This is a genomic window from Streptomyces sp. NPDC026377 (assembly GCF_055567715.1).
In genome coordinates this window covers 148,879-166,077 of record NZ_JBVHPV010000010.1, presented here as the reverse complement: position 1 = coordinate 166,077, position 17,199 = coordinate 148,879, and the positions used below count along the sequence as shown (strand labels likewise).

Genomic DNA, 17,199 nt, shown 5'->3' with positions numbered 1-17,199 from the left:
TCCTTCGGGCGATGCGGCCGGGGCCGGGCGCCTGGCGGCCGGTGGCGGCCGCGCGGCGTCCGCTCAGGCGGTCCGCAATTCGAGGACCGTGACCGAGTACGGGGCGAAGGTCGCCGTGAAGGCCGGGGAGATACCGCGGACGGACCGGCTGCGCGGGACCACCGCCTCCGGGTCGGCGAGGGTGTTGGTGGCCTTCCGGTCCGCCGCGGTCAGGACCGTGACCGTACCGGCCGACGCCGTGCGGGCGATCCCCTTGAGGGAGACGGCCGTCCTGCGGGCCGTGCCGCCCGTGTTGACCACGGCCAGATAGACCCGGCGGGTGGCGGGGTCGTGGGTGGTGACGACGTTGAGGCCGGGCAGCGCGCGCACCTCGGTGGGCAGCACCACGGTGCCCCGGCGGGTGCGCAGCATCTGCTGGGCGTAGTAGCTGGGTGAGTTGTAGCTGGTCAGACCGGAGTACGCGATGAGGTTGGTGGCCCAGGTGTTGTCGTTGACATGGCTGAACAGGGGCGCGTACGACTCCATGAGGACCTGGTCGGAGTTGCGGATGAGCCCGGCCACCCAGGACGCGTCGCCGAGTGCCGCGTCGAGGTTGGGGGTGGGGCGGCCCTCCTGCGCGGCCCACTCCCCGACGAACACCTTGGGGCTGCGCCGGTCCCGGCCGTCGTACTTGTGTGAGCCCGCCTGGAAGGCGGACGGCGACAGGTAGTAGTGCTCGTCGATGAGGTCGTACGGGCGGGAGGCGACCGGCGTCGTGGCGATCAGCTTGAGCTTCGGGTACCGGGCCCTGATGGCGTCGTGGAAGGCCGCGTAGCGCTCCTCGTACGAGCCCGACCTGTCGAACCAGTCCTCGTTGCCGATCTCCACATGGGTCAGGGGGAAGGGCGCCGGGTGCCCGTCGGCGGCTCGCCGGGCGCCCCAGGTGGAGGTGGCGGGCCCGGTGATGTACTCGATCTGGTCGAGGGCGTCCTGCACGAAGGGTTTCAGGGCGTCCCCGGTGACATGGGCACCCTGGAGGGAGTATCCGGCGTAGACGCACAGCAGGGGCGCGCAGCCCAGGTCCTCGGTCATCTGGAGGTACTCGGGCAGGCCCAGGCCGTCGGTGGACCAGTAGCCCCAGGCGGAGTTGCGGTGCCCGGGCCGCTGCTCGACCGGGCCGATGGTCTTCTTCCAGTCGAAGCGGTCGGCGATGACGTTGCCTTCGAGGTAGTTGCCGCCGGGGAAGCGCAGGAACGCGGGCCGCAGGGCGGCGAGCTTCTCCATCAGGTCCACCCGCAGACCGTTGTCGCGGCCCTTGTACGTCGGCGGGAAGAGGGAGACCTGGCTCAGCCAGAGCGTGCCGGCGGCCGGGGCGGTGACGACGAGGCGGGCGTCGAGGGTGGTGGGGGCGGCGCGTCCGGTGCGCAGGGTGAGCTCGTGCTTGCGCCAGGAGCCGGTCAGCGCCCCCGTGGTCGCGGTGGCGTGGACCGTGCCGTCCGCGCCGACGATCGAGACCGTCAACCTGCCCTTGAGAGAGGGGGACTTGACGTGGAGGGAGGCGCGGTAGGTGGTGGCGGGGCGGACCGGGATGCCCCAGAAGCCCTCGTTGGCGACGCCGTCCCCGGCCGCGCTCGTGGTGACGCGCAGCGACTGGGTGAGGGCCTGGTTGAGCGGCTGGGCGGGGTCCACGGCGAAGGTGGCGGCGCCCACGGTGGACCAGTGCAGCGGTGTGGACGCGGCCATGAAGCTGCGGTTGTTGACGAGCTCGGCGTAGAGGCCGCCCTCGCCGCTGTGGTTGATGTCCTCGAAGAAGATCCCGCCGAGGTCCGGGCTGACGACGGGGCCCGGCCGGGAGGCATCGACGCTCAGCAGCGGCCGGGTGGAGTCCACCGGCACGCCCGCCAGGGCCGCCGCCTGTTCGGCGGTCAGCGCGGTGTCGAAGACCTGGACGTCGTCGATGAGGGCGTGCGCCTGGTCGACCTGGGCGCCGCCGAAGAGACCGCGCCCGACGGCGGTGGCACCGGTGGCGCGCCAGGCGCCGGAGAAGGGGACCTCGCCCTCCAGGACCCCGTTGACGTACAGCCGGACGACCCCCGCCGCCCGGTCGTCGACCCCGAGGAGGTGGTACCAGACGCCGGTGGCGGGAGCGAAGGAGGCGCCGGCCACGGCGGCGGCACCGTTGCCCGAGGTGGCGTCGGAGGGCAGCCGGGTGAGGGCGAACGCGCCGGTGTCGTCGCGCAGTTGCAGGAAGAAGCCGCTGACCTGGGAGCCGTCGACGGAGACGAAGGTCTGGTATCCGGTGGTGGCGGTGAGGCGGACCCAGGCGGACACGCTGAAGCTCTTGGTGGTGTCCACGACGGCGGTCCGGGCGGTGGCGTTGCCGCCCGCCGAGAGGTCGAGGCCGGAGGCCCCGGACTTCGCCGGGCCGAAGCGCGCGGCCCCGTCGAGGGTGAGGGTGCGGCCGCCGGCACTGTCGGCCGCGGTGGTGCCGGTCGCCTCGTCGAAGGCCCAGTGGGCGACCGGCGCGGGGAGCGCGTCGGCCGCCCGGGCCGGGGAGGCCGCGAGCGCAGGGCCGATCGCCCCGGCCAGCGGGAGGGCGCCGAGGGCGGTGACGAGGGTTCTGCGACTGGGGCCGGTCTCCGGTCGCCCGGCCGGGGCGGTGGGGGTGTCTGAGGTCATGCTGAACTCCTCATCTCTCCATGATGGTTCGAGATTTCGGACAGTGTTCTGCATTTCGTCGCCACTGTGTCGCCGGGAGCATTCCCCCTGGGCCGCCCCGGCGTCAACACCCCGAAGGCGGCGCGACGCCCACGGAGCGCGCCACCCGGCAGGACTCGGGAACGGTTCCCGCGCGACCCATTGACACCCGCCACCGCACGTCATTACCGTCACGCCAACATTTCGAACGCGTGACGAAATATCGAACGGTACGGACGCAGCCTCGGGAGCAACTGCCTTGCGAATCACGGGAATCAGCACACACGTCGTCGGGACTCCCTGGCGCAACCTCACCTACGTCCAGGTCCACACCGACGAGGGCCTCACCGGAGTCGGCGAGACCCGGATGCTCGGTCACACCGACGCGCTCCTCGGCTATCTGCGGGAGGCCGAGGCCAACCACATCGCGGGCTCCGACCCGTTCGCGATCGAGGACCTGGTGCGCCGGATGAAGTACGGCGACTACGGACGCGCCGGCGAGATCGTGATGTCCGGTATCGCGGTCGTCGAGATGGCCTGCTGGGACATCAAGGGCAAGGCGCTGGGCGTCCCCGTCTGGCAGCTGCTCGGCGGGAAGGTGACGGACCGCGTCAAGGCGTACGCCAACGGCTGGTACACCACCGAACGCACCCCCGAGGCCTACCACAAGGCGGCCCAAGCGGTCGTCGAGCGCGGCTACCGGGCGCTGAAGATCGACCCCTTCGGCACCGGCCACTTCGAGCTCGACCACCGCCAGACGCGGTACGCGGTGTCGCTGATCGAGGCCGTACGGGACGCGATCGGCCCCGAGACCGAGCTGATGCTGGAGATGCACGGACGGTTCTCGCCCGCCACGGCGGTACGTCTGGCCCGCGACCTCGCCCCGTTCGAGCCCGCCTGGCTGGAGGAGCCGGTGCCGCCGGAGAACCTCAAGGCCCTGGAGAAGGTCGCCGCCAAGGTGGACATCCCGGTCGCCACCGGGGAACGCATCCACGACCGCATCGAGTTCCGGGAGCTCTTCGAGTCGCAGGCCGTCGACATCATCCAGCCGGACGTGGGCCACATCGGCGGCATCCTGGAGACCCGCAAGCTCGCGGCCACGGCCGAGACGCACTACATGCTCGTCGCGCCCCACAACGTCGGCGGTCCGGTCCTCACCGCCGCCAGCCTCCAGGTGGCGGGCTGCACCCCGAACTTCAAGATCCTGGAACACTTCAACGACTTCGCGGACGCCGAGATCAAGAAGGTCGTCAAGGGCGCCCCGCAGGTCGTCGACGGCTACTTCGAGCTGTCGCACGCCCCGGGGCTCGGCGTCGAGCTCGATGTGGACGCGGCGGCCGAGTTCCCCCAGCAGCAGGCCCGGTTCGACCTCTGGGCGGAGGGCTGGGAGAAGCGCGCCCCCAAGCCCTCCGGAGCGGCGGGATGAACGGCCGCGAGCAGCCGGGTCCCGTGGGCGGCGCCGCGCAGGACGGCGGGGCCGGGGCGACCAGTCGCGCCATCGTCGTCGACGCGCCCGGCGCCCACCGTCTGATCACCGTGCCGCGCCCCCAGGCCGGCCCCGGCGAGGTGCTCGTCGAAGTCGCCGCCGCCGGGGTCTGCATGAGCGACCGTGAGGTGTACGAAGGCAGGCGCGCCCCCGACTATGTGCGCTACCCCGTCACCCCGGGCCACGAGTGGTCCGGGACCGTGGTGGCGGCCGGGGCAGGGGTCGACCCCGCCGTGGTGGGCCGCAAGACGGTCGCCGAGGGGTTCCGTTTCTGCGGGACCTGCGAGCGGTGCCGGAACGCGGAGACGTCCCTGTGCGCCGCCGCGTACGCGGAGACCGGCTTCACCCACCCCGGCGCCTTCGCCGACCACGTGGTGGTGCCGGCCCGGCTGCTGCACCTGCTGCCGGACGACGCCGATCTGCGCGGCGCGGCCCTGCTGGAGCCCGCCGCCGTGGTCGCCGCCGCCGTCCGGGCCGGCGCGCCCGAGGCGGGCGAGCGGATCGCGGTGGTCGGGGCGGGGACGCTCGGGCTGCTCGCGGTGCAGCTCCTCGCCGCCGCCTCCCCCGGCGAGCTGACCGTGATCGACCCCCGGCTGGAGCGCGCCGAGCTCGCCTGCCGCATGGGGGCGACCGAGGCCCGCACGCCCGTCCACCCCGGCGAGGCGCACGGCTACTACGACCTGGTCGTGGAGACGGCCGGCGCCCGCACCACCGCCGCCGACGCCTGCCTCCTCGCGCGGCGCGGGGGCCGGGTGGTGCTCACCGGGATGTTCGCCGAAGGCGCGGTGGGCATCGACCCGGTGCACCTGTCGGTGAGCCAGCTCACCGTGCGGAGCGTCTTCGGTGCTCCCTCGGCCGCCTGGTCGTTCGCCGTACGGGCCTACAGCACGGGGCTGATCGACCCGTCGGAGCTGATCACCCACGAACTCCCGCTGGAGCGGTACACCGACGCCCTCGCGCTGGTGGGAGGCGGTGACCCGAAGACCGGAAAGGTACTGCTGCGCCCCTGAGGCGCGTCTTCGCGCCCGGGCGCCGCGGCGCCCTGCCCCTCCCCTGTGATCCGAACCTTGTTCGACATGCCGAACAAGCGCGAACCTCCCGTACGCGCACGACCTTCCCGTACACGCAACGTCTCTCCCGTACAAGGAATCCGCCTGTGACCGACGCACCCGACACCGCCCCCCGCCCGGGCCCCGAGGGCCCCCGCCGACCCGGCGAACCGGCCCTGGCCGCCCTGGGCCTGGGCGCGCCCGGCGGCAACCCCGCCGACTCCTCCCCGCACACGTTCCCCGACGGGGGCACCTGGCGCACCGAGATCCCCTCCGTAGAGGGCCCGGAGGCGCTCTCCGCCGTCCTCAAGGAGGCCTCCCGCCTCGACGTGCCCGTGCACCGCGTCAGCCAGGGCAGCGGTGTGTGGATGCTCTCCGACGCCGAGATCACCGAGATGGTGGAGGGCTGCGCCGAGCGCGACATCGAGCTCTGCCTGTTCACCGGGCCTCGCGGCACCTGGGACGCGGGGGCCTCCGTCCGCACCGACTCCGGCGGGGCGGGGCTGCGCGCCCGGGGCCACGACGCGCTCGCCGGGTGCGTCGAAGACGCCCTGCGGGCGGCCGAGCTGGGGGTGCGCTGTCTGCTGGTGGCGGACGAGGGCGTGCTGTGGAGCCTGCACCGGATGCGCGAGGGCGGGCTGCTGCCCGCCGAGACCACCCTCAAGGTGTCCGCGCTGATCGGCCCGGTCAACCCGGCGTCCGTCGCCGTCTACGAGCAGTTGGGCGCCGACTCCGTCAACGTCCCCTCCGATCTGACGGCCGCTCACTTCACCGAGGTCAGGCGGGTCTCCAGGGTGCCGCTCGACCTCTACATCGAGGCGCCGGACGACCTCGGCGGCTATGTGCGGATGTACGAGGCGGCCGAGCTGATCCGCCGCGCCGCCCCGCTCTACCTCAAGTTCGGCCTCTCCAGGGCGCCCGGCATCTACCCCTACGGCGCCCATCTGCGCGACACCGCCCTGCACACCGCCCGCGAGCGGGTCCGCCGGGGCCGGCTGGTCCTGGACCTGCTCGCCCGCCTCGGCTCCGACGGCGGTATGTCCCCGCTCGGCTCCCGCCGTCCCGGCGCCCTGAACCGCTTCCCCGTGAACCCGAAGGACTGATGACCATGCGCCGCACCCGACCAGCCGCACTCGCCCTCGTCGCGGGAGCGCTCGCGCTCGCCCTCACCGCCTGCGGACAGGACAGCGAGGGCGGCGGCAAGGCCACGCCCAAGGGCGGCAAGGGGGCCACCATCGGCATCGCCATGCCGACCAAGTCCTCCGAGCGCTGGATCGCCGACGGGAACAACATGGCCCAGCAGTTCCGGGCACTGGGCTACAAGACCGACCTCCAGTACGGCGAGGACAGCGTCGACCAGCAGGTCGCCCAGCTCGAGAACATGATCACCAAGGGGGTGGACGCCCTGGTGATCGCCGCGATCGACGGACGCGCCCTCAGTGACGTCCTCAAGCAGGCCGCCGACCAGCACATCAAGGTGATCTCCTACGACCGCCTCATCCTCGGCTCCCCCAACGTCGACTACTACGCCTCCTTCGACAACGAGAAGGTCGGCGTGCTCCAGGCCGGCTACATCGTCGACAAGCTGGGCCTGAAGGGCCCCCAGCAGGGCAAGGGCCCCTTCAACATCGAGCTGTTCGCCGGCTCGCCCGACGACAACAACACCCGCTACTTCTTCCAGGGCGCCCTCAAGACCCTCCAGCCCTACATCGACAAGAAGCAGCTGGTCGTGCGCAGCGGCCAGACCCGGCTCAACCAGGTGACCACGCTCCGCTGGGACGGCGCCACCGCGCAGAAGCGCATGGACGACCTGCTGACCAAGGCGTACTCCACCGAGCGCGTGGACGCCGTCCTCTCTCCGTACGACGGGATCTCCATCGGCATCCTGTCCGCCCTGCGCTCCGGCGGCTACGGCACCGCCGCCAAGCCCTACCCGGTCGTCACCGGGCAGGACGCCGAGGTCGCGTCCGTGAAGTCCATCATCGCCGGGGACCAGTCGCAGACCGTCTACAAGGACACCCGCGCCCTGGCCAAGCAGGCCGTGCAGATGGCCGACGCGGTGCTCACCGGCAAGACGCCGCAGGTCAACGACACCAAGACGTACAACAACGAGAAGAAGGTCGTACCGGCCTTCCTCCTCAACCCGGTCAGCGTCGACAAGTCCAACTACCAGTCGGTGCTGGTCGACTCGGGCTACATCAAGGCGAGTGACCTGAAGTGAGCGGCCCGGACAGGGGGGCGCCCATCCTGGAAATGCGCTCCATCGTCAAGACGTTCCCGGGGGTCCGGGCGCTCTCCGACGTCTCGCTCACCGTGGCACCCGGTGAGGTGCACGCCATCTGCGGCGAGAACGGCGCGGGCAAGTCCACCCTGATGAAGGTCCTCAGCGGCGTCCACCCGCACGGCAGCTACGAGGGCGACATCCTCTTCCAGGGCGAGCTCTGCGCGTTCAAGGACATGCGGGCCAGCGAGGCACGCGGGATCGTCATCATCCACCAGGAGCTCGCCCTCGTCCCCTACCTCTCCATCGCCGAGAACATCTTCCTCGGCAACGAGCACGCCACGCGCGGCATCGTGAGCTGGGGCGAGACGCTCAAGCACGCGGCGCGGCTGATGAAGCGGGTGGGTCTGCGCGAGCATCCGCAGACCCGGGTGGCGGACATCGGCGTCGGCAAGCAGCAGCTGGTGGAGATCGCCAAGGCCCTCTCCAAGGAGGTCCGACTGCTGATCCTGGACGAGCCGACCGCCGCCCTCAACGACGACGACAGCGCCCATCTCCTCGATCTGATCCTGGAGCTGAAGGCGCAGGGCATCGCCTCGATCATCATCTCGCACAAGCTCAACGAGATCGCGGCGGTCGCCGACTCGGTCACCGTCCTGCGGGACGGCAGGACCATCGAGACCCTCGACGTGAAGGCCGCGGACACCACCGAGGAGCGCATCATCCGCTCCATGGTCGGCCGCGACCTCGACCACCGCTTCCCGCCGCGCACCCCCTACGAGGGCGACCCGGGCGCCCATGCGGCCCTCGAAGTGCGGGACTGGACCGTGCACCACCCCATCGACCAGCAGCGCAAGGTCGTCGACGACGTCAGTCTGCATGTGCGGCGGGGCGAGATCGTGGGGATCGCGGGGCTGATGGGCGCGGGCCGCACCGAGCTGGCCATGAGCGTCTTCGGCCGCTCCTACGGCCGGAACATCAGCGGCACGGTGTGGAAGGACGGCCGCCCCATCCGGACGAAGACCGTCCCCGAGGCGGTCGGCCACGGCATCGCGTACGTCACCGAGGACCGCAAGCACTACGGCCTCAACCTCATCGACACCATCAGCCGCAACATCACGCTGGGCGCCCTGGACAAGGTGTCCCGGCGCGGGATCGTCGACGAGCACGAGGAGCGGCGGGTCGCCGAGTCGTACCGCACCTCCATGGGCATCAAGGCGCCGACCGTCTTCGAGCCGGTCGGGCGGCTGTCCGGCGGCAACCAGCAGAAGGTCGTCCTCAGCAAGTGGATCTTCGCGGGTCCCGAGGTGCTGATCCTCGACGAGCCCACCCGCGGCATCGACGTGGGCGCCAAGTACGAGATCTACACGGTCGTCGACCAACTCGCCGCCCGGGGCAAGGCCGTCGTCTTCATCTCCTCCGAACTGCCCGAACTCCTCGGCATGTGCGACCGCATCTACACCATGGCGGCCGGCCGGCTCACCGGCGAGACCGCCCGCGCGGACGCGACCCAGGAAGGGCTCATGCGCCTCATGACCACGAACGACACCACGAACAAGAGGTAGCCGATATGGGTCCGGTCACCACCGACGCCGCCCCCAGCCCCCCGAGGACCCCCGAACCGCCGCGCTCCCCCACCGGGGCGCTGCTCCTCGACGCGGCCCGCCGCAACATGCGCCAGTACGGGATGCTGGTCGCGCTCGGACTGATCGTCGTGCTCTTCCAGATATGGACCGACGGCGTCCTGCTCAAACCGAACAACGTCACCAACCTGGTGCTCCAGAACAGCTACATCCTGGTCCTGGCCATCGGCATGGTGATCGTCATCATCGCCGGCCACATCGACCTGTCCGTGGGCTCACTGGCGGCCTTCGTCTCCGCGGCGTGCGCGGTGATGATGGTCGAGCACCATGTGCCCTGGGTGGTCGCGCTGGCCGTGGCGCTCGCGATCGGCGGTGTGGCGGGCGCCTGGCAGGGGTTCTGGATCGCCTACGTGGGCATCCCCTCCTTCATCGTCACGCTCGCCGGGATGCTGCTCTTCCGGGGCGGCACCCAGATCCTGCTCGGCTCCCGCTCGCTCGGCCCGTTCCCCGAGGGCTTCCAGAAGATCTCCACCGGATACCTTCCGGAGGTCGGGCCCGACACCAACTACCACAACCTCACGGTCCTGCTGGGACTCACCCTGACCGCCGTGGTCCTCATCCAGGAGGTGCGCTCCCGGCGGCGCGAGCAGGCCTACGAACTCGATGTGCTCCCCCGGGGGCTGTTCCTCACCAAGTGCGTGGCGATGGCCGCCGCCGTCCTCGCCTTCACCCTGACCCTGGCCAGCTACCGGGGCGTGCCGGTGGTGCTGCTCCTGCTCGCCGCCCTGCTCATCGGGCTGGGCTTCGTGATGCGCAACGCGGTCGTGGGGCGGCATGTGTACGCGCTCGGCGGCAACCAGGCCGCGGCGAAGCTCTCCGGTGTCAAGGACAAGCGCGTCACCTTCCTTGTCTTCGTGAACATGGGCGTCCTGGCGGCGCTCGCCGGTGTCGTCTTCGCGGCGCGGCTGAACGCGGGCACACCCAACGCGGGCGTCAACTTCGAGCTGGAGGCCATCGCGGCGGCCTTCATCGGCGGTGCCTCGATGAGCGGCGGCGTCGGCACGGTGTTGGGCGCGATCATCGGCGGTCTGGTGCTCGGCGTGCTCAACAACGGTATGTCGCTGGTCGGCGTCGGCACCGACTACCAGCAGGTCATCAAGGGTTTCGTCCTGCTGGCCGCGGTGGGCTTCGACGTCTGGAACAAACGCAAGGTCGGCTCATGAGATCCCCTCGACCCTTCGAAGGAGCACGCGGATGAACACCAGCAGACGTACCGTGATGGCCGCTGGCCTGGCGGCCGGTGTGGCGGCGACCAGCCTGGGCACGGCCCACGCCGCCCCGGGCCGCATGCCCACCAAGGCGCTCTTCGGCACCCTGGACGACGGCACCCCCGTACACCGGTGGACCGTCAGCAACGGCGGGATCCGCCTTCAGGTCCTCTCCTACGGCGGGATCGTGCACCGTCTCGACGTGCCCGACCGGCACGGGCGCGCGGCCAACATCGCCCTCGGCTTCGACAACCTCGCCGACTACGTCGCCAAGTCCCCGTACTTCGGCGGTCTCATCGGCCGCTACGGCAACCGCATCGCGGCGGGCCGGTTCACCCTGGACGGGCACCCCTACCAACTGCCCCTCAATGACGGCGCGAACAGCCTGCACGGCGGCACCAAGGGCTTCGACAAGCAGCTGTGGCACGTGGAGCCCTTCGCCCGCGGCTCCCGCAGCGGCCTGGTGCTCTCCCGGATCTCGCCGGACGGCGAGATGGGCTACCCCGGCACCCTGAAGGTCAAGGTCACCTACACCCTCACGGCCCGGGGCGAGTGGCACATCGACTACGAGGCCACCACCGACCGGGCGACCGTCGTCAACCTCACCAGCCACACCTACTTCAACCTGGCCGGCGAGGGCAGCGGCCCGGTCTACGACCACACCCTCGAACTGGCCGCCGAGCGCTACACCCCGGTCGACTCGGGCCTCATCCCCACCGGCGAGCTGGCCCGCGTCTCACGGACCCCGTTCGACTTCCGGCGTACGAAGCCGATCGGCCGCGACATCCGCCAGGGCCACCAACAGCTCCTGTACGGCCAGGGGTTCGACCACAACTGGGTGCTGGACAAGGGCAGCACGGCGGAGCCCGAGTACGCGCTCACGCTCGCCGAGCCGCACTCCGGCCGGGTGATGAGGATGTTCACCACCGAGCCGGGCATGCAGTTCTACAGCGGCAACTTCCTGGACGGCACGCTGGTGGGCACCTCGGGCCGCGTCTACCGCCAGGGCGACGCCCTCTGCCTTGAGTCCCAGCACTTCCCGGACTCGCCCAACCACCCCGCCTTCCCGTCCACGGTGCTGCGTCCGGGCACGACCTACCGGTCGTCGACGGTGCACGCCTTCTCGACGCGCTGAGCCCTCCCGGGTACCGCCTTCGCCCCTGCGTCAGCCGGCGAAGGCGGTACCCGGCATCCCGCGCCCGATACCGGGCAGCACCAGCAGCGCCCCGCAGAGCGGGTGCGGCCGGGGCAGACCGGTACGGGCGCTGGTGACGTAGAGGTCGGTGAGATCCGGGCCGCCGAAGGCGCAGGCGGTGGGGCGGCGCACCGGCAGCTCGACCACCAGGTCGAGCGTGCCGTCCGGGCCGTAGCGGCGCAGCGCGCCCCCGTCCCACAGCGCCACCCACACGCCGCCGTCGGCGTCGACGGTTAGCCCGTCGGGGAAGCCGTCCTCGTCGCCGATCACCGCGAACGGTCTTCTGTCGTGGGCGAGATGGCCGTCGAAGTCGAAGACGTCGATCCGCCGGGTGGGGCTGTCGACGTAGTACATGAGCCGCCCGTCCGGGCTCCAGCCGGTGCCGTTGCTGACCGACACCGGGCCGGGCACCGCCGTGGCGGCGCCGTCGCCGGTGACCCGGAAGAGGGAGCCGCCCCCGCTCGCCTCGTCGTAGCGCATCGTGCCCGCCCACAGGGCGCCGTCCGGCGCGACCGCCGCGTCGTTGCCGCGCCGCCCGGGCACGGGGTCGCGCAGCAGCCAGGAGAAGGCGCCGTCGGGGCCGTAGAGCCCCACGCCGTCGCGGAGGTTGACGACGAGGCCGCCGTCCGCGCGCGGCTTGGCCGCGCCGACGTGCTGCCCGGTCGCCAGGACCGTGCGCCGGCCGCTGCCCGGCTCGTACGTGTGGATCCGCGACGCCAGGATGTCCACCCAGACCAGCCGGCCTCCCGCCGGGTCCCAGGTGGGGCCCTCACCGAGCTCCGCCTCCTCCCGTACCGCCACGTCGGGGTTCAACGCGCGCCCCGGTGGCCGAGCCGCACGGACAGGTCGCCGGCGCCCTTCAGCGCCAGCTCGGCGAGCTCCGTCTCGCGGGCCTCGGTCCACCTGATCATCGGTACGGAGATGGACAGCGCGGCGACGACCCGGCCCGCGCTGTCGTGGACCGGGGCGGCCACACAGCTGACGTCCGGGTTGGACTCCCGGTGCTCGAAGGCGGTCCCCCGGGCCCGGATGCCGGCGAGCGCGGTGCGCAGGGCGGCGGGGTCGGTGATGCTGTCGGGGGTCATGGCGACGAGCTCGCCGTCCGCGATCCGGGCGTCGAGCTCGGCCTCGGGGAGCGAGGCGAGGAGCATCTTGCCCACGGAGGTGCAATGGGCGGGCAGCCGGCGCCCGGCCGCCGAGACCATCCGGACCGCGTGGGTGGAGTCCACCTTGGCGATGTAGATGACGTCCATGTCCTCCAGGATGGCCACATGGACGGTCTCGTCGCAGGTCAGAGCGACCTCGCGGGCCACCTGCTGCCCTTCCGCGGCGAGGTCGAGCTGTTCGGCGTACCGGCTGCCGAGCTGATAGGTGCGCACTCCCAGCCGGTAGCGTCCCGGCTGCCCGGGCGCCGCGGCCAGGTAGGAGCGGGCGGCCAGCGTGGTGACCAGTTCGTGGACCGTCGTCCTCGGCAGACCGAGTCTGCGCATGACGTCGGGCGCGGAGAGCGGCGCTTCGCTCTCCAGGAAGAGTTCCAGTACGTCCAGCGCCCTGGCCACCGCCGGCACGAGTCGCCCCATGGCCGCCACCCCACCCTCTATGTTCGAAACTCCGGTCAACGAACGGAATGACGAACACAGGCTATCGACAGGGCGGTTCGGGGGGCAATGGGCACTGCCCCCCGGGTGACGGCCGGTTCGGGCGGACGGTTCTCAGGCCGGGAGAGCGGGGGACGCCGGGGCGGGGACGCCGTGGGCGGTGACGAGACGGGCGCTGCCCTCGGCGAGCTGGTAGGCGAGGCCCACGACGCCGGTGTGGCCGGAGGCGACCTGCTCGGCCAGCACACGGGAGCGGTCCAGGAGCAGGTCGACGGTGTGCTGTATGTGCGCGTCGATGTGGTCGCTGTCGGAGGTGAGCCCGGCGGCCCGGGCCGCCAGCACGCTCGGGGTGACGCGTTCGACGACGTCCCGGACGTACCCGCCGGCGGGCAGACCGCCGTCCACCGCCTGGCGGGCGGCCGCGACGGCGCCGCACGAGTCGTGCCCGAGGACCACGACGAGGCGGCAGTCCAGCACGCTGGTCCCGTATTCGATGCTGCCCAGGACCTCCGACCCCAGGACATGGCCGGCGGTACGGACCACGAACAGGTCACCGAGGCCCTGGTCGAAGATGATCTCGGCGGCCAGCCGGGAGTCGGAGCATCCCAGCAGCACCGCGAAGGGCTTCTGCGCCGGCGCCAGCTCGGCGCGCCGCGCGGCGTCCTGGTTGGGATGGTGCGGGGCCCCGGCCACGAAGCGCCGGTTTCCGGCGAGCAGGGAGTCGAGGGCGTCGGCGGGAGAGACGGCAATGGATGTCATGTCACCAGACTTTACGAGGCGGGGCGCGGCGCCGCACGGGGCGGGGGCCGTGGCGTGCCCGGGCGGGGCGGGTCCCGTCATGCGCGGTTGACGCGCCGCTGCCCGTGCCGGCCCCCTCGCGGGCCGCGCGCGGCGCCGGAAGTCGCACGGCGGGCCGGGGCGCACCACCGCATACGCTCCATAACTGACGGAATAGACGATTCCGCAACAAGGTCGTCGTCGGTGGCGGTTTTCGGCCAGGATCGCGGCCATCACTCCGTGTGCAGCGTACCCGTCGCCCTCCCGCCCCCCTTCCGGTACGCACCGGCGTACGACTGTTGTCCCGTGCACACCGAGTGGCAGGCGTTCATGCGGACTTACCGCGAGTTCGCCGAAAATTCTTACGCGTTTCTGACAACGGACGACAGGACTCGACCGAAACTGGCCGTGATCCTTTGACTCCCGATCGGCGGCTCGGTGAAGGTCGTTCACATGTCCCCCACATCCGGAGCCTCCACGGGCAGCCCGATGCGCCGACGCGATTTCCGGATGCTGCTCGCGGGAGCGGCCGCCGGACAACTCGGCGCCCAGGTAACCCTGGTGGCCCTCCCCCTCGTGGCCGTCCTCGAACTCGACGCCTCGGCGTTCCAGGTGGGCCTGCTCACCGCCGCCGAGACCGCCGCTTTCCTCCTCGTCGGACTGCCGGCCGGCGCGCTCACCGACCGGATGCGCAAGCGTCCCCTGATGATCCGCGCGGACCTGGCACGGGCCGTGGCGATGGGCAGCATCCCCGCCGCCGCGCTCGCCGACGCACTCACCATGTCCCAGCTCTACGCCGTCGCGCTGATCACCGGTGTGGCGACGGTGTTCTTCGACGTCGCCCACCAGAGCTTCCTGCCGCAGATCCTGCCGCGCGAGGAGCTCATGGCGGGCAACGGCGCCCTGGAGACGGTGCGTTCGACCGCGCAGGTGGGCGGTCCGGGGGCCGGAGGCGGGCTGGTCCAGCTCGTCGGGGCGCATCTCGCCGTCCTCGCCGACGCCCTGGGCTATCTGCTCTCGGTCGCGTTCCTGCTGCGCATCCGGCAGCCCGAGGAACCGCCGCAGGTCGCCGCCGACGCCTCCCTGCGCAAGGACATCGCCGAAGGCATCCGCTTCGTCACCGGCCATCCGCTGCTGCGCGTCATCGCCCTCACCACGGCCCTCGGCAACCTGTGCATGGCCGTCCTCATGGCGACCCAGACCGTGCACCTCGTCCGCGTCGTCGGGCTGGAGCCGGGCGCCCTGGGACTGGTGCTGTCCGCCTCCGCCGTCGGCGGGCTGCTCGGCGCCCTGTGCTCCGGCCGCCTCGCCGCCCGGTGGGGACAGGCCCGGCTCATCCTCTGGTCGGTCCTGCTGAGCGGGCCGTTCGCCCTGCTGTGGCCCCTGTCCGGGCACGGCGCGCCGGGGGCGGCCCTGTTCGCCGCGGGGTCGGCGGGCATCTCCTTCGGCGCCGTCGTCTACAACATCGCCCAGGTCAGCTTCCGCCAGGGCCTGTGCCCGCCGCATCTGCTCGGCCGGATGAACGCCACCCTGCGCTTCCTGATGTGGGGCACCCTGCCGCTCGGCGCGCTCCTGGGCGGCACCCTCGCCGAGGCGTTCGGCCCGCGCGCCGCGCTGGCCTGCTGTGCCGCCGGCTTCCTCGCCGTACCGCTGCCGCTGCTGCTCTCCCCGCTGCGCCGGATGCGGGACCTGCCCGAACCGGGGGACCTGGAGGCGGCCGTCCCCGGAGCGCCCGGAAACGGCCCGGCCTCCCACGGCGACGAGGAGCCCGTGGCCACCCCCTCCCGCTGACCCCCGGGCGCGGCCGCCGCTCCCCGCCGCCGCACCCACATCACCCCGGCCCACCACGACAGAACGAGGACTCCGTGCCCAGCATCACGAGCCAGTACCTGGCCCGCTACCGGCGGATCACCGCCGACGCCGGGTCCGGCACCCTGCTGCCCGTCACCGGGGCGCAGCGCCGCTTCGCGCTGGTGCGTTCGCTGGATCCGGCCGGACGCCCCGACGTGGTGCCGATGTTCTTCGCCTTCCCCTACGGCACGGTCGACCCCGGGCGGTTGCGGGCCGCCGCACGCGGGCTCGCGGCACGGCACACCGCCCTGCGCTCACGGCCCGCCGTCGTGCGCGGCACCCCGGTCCTGCACCCCGGGGAACCGGACATCCCCGTCGTGCGCCCGGCGCCCGCGCCGGGCGAGCGCCCCGCCGACACCCTGCGCCGCGCCCTCGCCTCCTGGGACCCCCAGGGCCCGCCCCTGCGGCTGTTCCTCGTCCGCGACGAGGCGGACCGCGCCGAGGACCTCCTCGCCATCGCCCTCGACCACGCCGTCTGTGACGGCCGGTCACTGGCCCGCATCGCCGACGACCTCGGCGCCGCGTACACCGAGGGCCCGGCCGGGCCCCGTGTCACCCCCGAGGAGACGGCGGCCGAACTCGCCGCCTACCGCGAGGCGGTCCTGCTCCAGCTGGCCGCCGAGGAGCGCGCGGACACCCCCGGCGCCGCCGCGTACTGGGCGGACCGGCTGCGGGCCGTGCGGGCGCACGCCCCGCTGCCCCGCCCGGAACGCGTGCCCGCCGGCGCGCTGCCCAGCGGCTCGGCCGAGGCCCGGCTGCCCGCGCACGACGGCGGCGTCCCCTTCCCCGGGCTGCTCGACGCGTGCCGTGCGGCGGCGGACGCGCTGTACGGCCCCGACCACGCCGTTCCGCTCGGCTACCCGTGGGGCGGGCGCCCCGCCGGCGCTCAGCCGGTCGTCGGCTGCTTCCTCAACACCGTCGTCTTCCCCGCCACCACCGGGCACGGCTCCACGCCGGAGGCGACGGCCGACGCCTGGTGGGACGACCTGGACCGGGCGGACATGCCCTTCGACGCGGTCGTGGCCGCCGCGCGGGCCGCCGGTACGGGCTGGAACGGCGCGCTGGACGGACTGCTGACCGTGGACGACGACAGCCGCCGCCCGCCCCTGCGCCTCGCCGGTGTCGAGGGCCGCGAGGTCCACGTCGACGGCAGACCGGTGCGCGGCCCGTTCGCCGTCTCCGTCACCCAGGGCGCCGGAATCGGGCTGCGGATGGTGTGGGACCGCGCGGTCGTCGACGACGCAGCCGCCCACCGGGCCTTCGACGCTCTGACGGGGGCGCTGCGACCGGTGGCGCACCCGGCGGGCTGACCCCGGCACACCACGGCGGCGGCCGCGTCCTCGCGGCACAGTCCCGGCAACCGGGACCACCGCAACCGGTGCCCCGCAGCACCCCTCGCGCCCCGAACCCCGCACGCGCCTCCCCGCGGCTCCGCACAACCGGCCGAGCCGCCCGTACGACCACGCCCGGCGCCACCGCGACCGGGCCAGGAATC

General features: G+C 72.5%; 13 protein-coding genes. 9 read left to right on the top strand and 4 right to left on the bottom strand.

The genetic code is table 11. From position 1 onward, the window contains the following. Positions 1-63 precede the first annotated feature (63 nt). A complete protein-coding gene (locus ACZ4MU_RS21870) occupies positions 64-2,658 on the bottom strand; it encodes an alpha-L-arabinofuranosidase C-terminal domain-containing protein (protein WP_467879086.1) in 2,595 nt (864 codons plus the stop codon). 277 nt (positions 2,659-2,935) lie between these two features. Here ACZ4MU_RS21870 and ACZ4MU_RS21865 point away from each other — a divergent pair, with 277 nt between their 5' ends. The 7 genes from ACZ4MU_RS21865 to ACZ4MU_RS21835 all read left to right on the top strand — a co-directional run bounded on the left by ACZ4MU_RS21865 (position 2,936) and on the right by ACZ4MU_RS21835 (position 11,418). Next, positions 2,936-4,102, top strand: coding sequence for a mandelate racemase/muconate lactonizing enzyme family protein (locus ACZ4MU_RS21865; protein WP_467879083.1), 1,167 nt, complete (start codon positions 2,936-2,938; stop codon positions 4,100-4,102). After that, positions 4,099-5,172 carry a zinc-dependent alcohol dehydrogenase gene (locus ACZ4MU_RS21860; protein WP_467879080.1) on the top strand — a complete coding sequence of 358 codons (1,074 nt, stop codon included), beginning with the start codon at positions 4,099-4,101 and terminating at the stop codon, positions 5,170-5,172. Before ACZ4MU_RS21865 ends, ACZ4MU_RS21860 begins: the two co-directional genes overlap by 4 nt. Positions 5,173-5,318: 146 nt before the next feature. After that, a complete protein-coding gene (locus ACZ4MU_RS21855) occupies positions 5,319-6,314 on the top strand; it encodes a hypothetical protein (RefSeq protein ID WP_467879078.1) in 996 nt (331 codons plus the stop codon). Next, entirely contained in the window at positions 6,314-7,432 is a 1,119-nt protein-coding gene (gene chvE / locus ACZ4MU_RS21850) for a multiple monosaccharide ABC transporter substrate-binding protein (RefSeq protein ID WP_467879076.1), read from the top strand. Before ACZ4MU_RS21855 ends, chvE begins: the two co-directional genes overlap by 1 nt. A gap of 32 nt (positions 7,433-7,464) precedes the next feature. Continuing rightward, positions 7,465-8,997, top strand: coding sequence for a multiple monosaccharide ABC transporter ATP-binding protein (mmsA, locus tag ACZ4MU_RS21845; protein WP_467879073.1), 1,533 nt, complete (start codon positions 7,465-7,467; stop codon positions 8,995-8,997). A gap of 5 nt (positions 8,998-9,002) precedes the next feature. Next, on the top strand, positions 9,003-10,238 hold the full coding sequence (gene mmsB / locus ACZ4MU_RS21840; RefSeq protein ID WP_467879070.1) for a multiple monosaccharide ABC transporter permease: 1,236 nt from the start codon (positions 9,003-9,005) through the stop codon (positions 10,236-10,238). Between the two features lie 31 nt (positions 10,239-10,269). Next, complete coding sequence (locus ACZ4MU_RS21835) at positions 10,270-11,418, top strand: aldose epimerase family protein (RefSeq protein WP_467879067.1); 1,149 nt, start codon at positions 10,270-10,272, stop codon at positions 11,416-11,418. A 30-nt stretch (positions 11,419-11,448) separates the two neighbouring features. Here ACZ4MU_RS21835 and ACZ4MU_RS21830 read toward each other — a convergent pair whose 3' ends face one another. From ACZ4MU_RS21830 to ACZ4MU_RS21820, 3 genes are all read right to left on the bottom strand, one after another. Further along, positions 11,449-12,291, bottom strand: coding sequence for an SMP-30/gluconolactonase/LRE family protein (locus tag ACZ4MU_RS21830; RefSeq protein WP_467879063.1), 843 nt, complete (start codon positions 12,289-12,291; stop codon positions 11,449-11,451). Beyond that, positions 12,288-13,058 carry an IclR family transcriptional regulator gene (locus ACZ4MU_RS21825; protein ID WP_467879060.1) on the bottom strand — a complete coding sequence of 257 codons (771 nt, stop codon included), beginning with the start codon at positions 13,056-13,058 and terminating at the stop codon, positions 12,288-12,290. The genes ACZ4MU_RS21830 and ACZ4MU_RS21825 overlap by 4 nt, the downstream gene beginning before the upstream one ends. 132 nt (positions 13,059-13,190) lie before the next feature. Then, on the bottom strand, positions 13,191-13,835 hold the full coding sequence (locus ACZ4MU_RS21820) for a carbonic anhydrase (RefSeq protein ID WP_467879057.1): 645 nt from the start codon (positions 13,833-13,835) through the stop codon (positions 13,191-13,193). Positions 13,836-14,306: 471 nt separating this feature from the next. Between ACZ4MU_RS21820 and ACZ4MU_RS21815 the strand changes: the two genes are divergently transcribed. Together ACZ4MU_RS21815 and ACZ4MU_RS21810 are read left to right on the top strand one after the other, a co-directional pair. Further along, positions 14,307-15,644 carry an MFS transporter gene (locus tag ACZ4MU_RS21815; protein ID WP_467879054.1) on the top strand — a complete coding sequence of 446 codons (1,338 nt, stop codon included), beginning with the start codon at positions 14,307-14,309 and terminating at the stop codon, positions 15,642-15,644. Positions 15,645-15,718: 74 nt separating this feature from the next. After that, positions 15,719-17,014 carry a non-ribosomal peptide synthetase gene (locus tag ACZ4MU_RS21810; RefSeq protein WP_467879051.1) on the top strand — a complete coding sequence of 432 codons (1,296 nt, stop codon included), beginning with the start codon at positions 15,719-15,721 and terminating at the stop codon, positions 17,012-17,014. Positions 17,015-17,199: the final 185 nt, after the last annotated feature.

Excerpts from the sequence above, each read along its gene's own strand:
- mmsA (WP_467879073.1), top strand. The coding sequence starts at position 7,465 with ATGCGCTCCATCGTCAAGACGTTCCCGGGGGTCCGGGCGCTCTCCGAC.
- mmsB (WP_467879070.1), top strand. The coding sequence starts at position 9,003 with ATGGGTCCGGTCACCACCGACGCCGCCCCCAGCCCCCCGAGGACCCCC.
- chvE (WP_467879076.1), top strand. The coding sequence starts at position 6,314 with ATGACCATGCGCCGCACCCGACCAGCCGCACTCGCCCTCGTCGCGGGA.
- ACZ4MU_RS21835 (WP_467879067.1), top strand. The coding sequence starts at position 10,270 with ATGAACACCAGCAGACGTACCGTGATGGCCGCTGGCCTGGCGGCCGGT.
- ACZ4MU_RS21820 (WP_467879057.1), bottom strand. The coding sequence starts at position 13,835 with ATGACATCCATTGCCGTCTCTCCCGCCGACGCCCTCGACTCCCTGCTC.
- ACZ4MU_RS21815 (WP_467879054.1), top strand. The coding sequence starts at position 14,307 with ATGTCCCCCACATCCGGAGCCTCCACGGGCAGCCCGATGCGCCGACGC.
- ACZ4MU_RS21825 (WP_467879060.1), bottom strand. The coding sequence starts at position 13,058 with ATGGGGCGACTCGTGCCGGCGGTGGCCAGGGCGCTGGACGTACTGGAA.
- ACZ4MU_RS21870 (WP_467879086.1), bottom strand. The coding sequence starts at position 2,658 with ATGACCTCAGACACCCCCACCGCCCCGGCCGGGCGACCGGAGACCGGC.
- ACZ4MU_RS21860 (WP_467879080.1), top strand. The coding sequence starts at position 4,099 with ATGAACGGCCGCGAGCAGCCGGGTCCCGTGGGCGGCGCCGCGCAGGAC.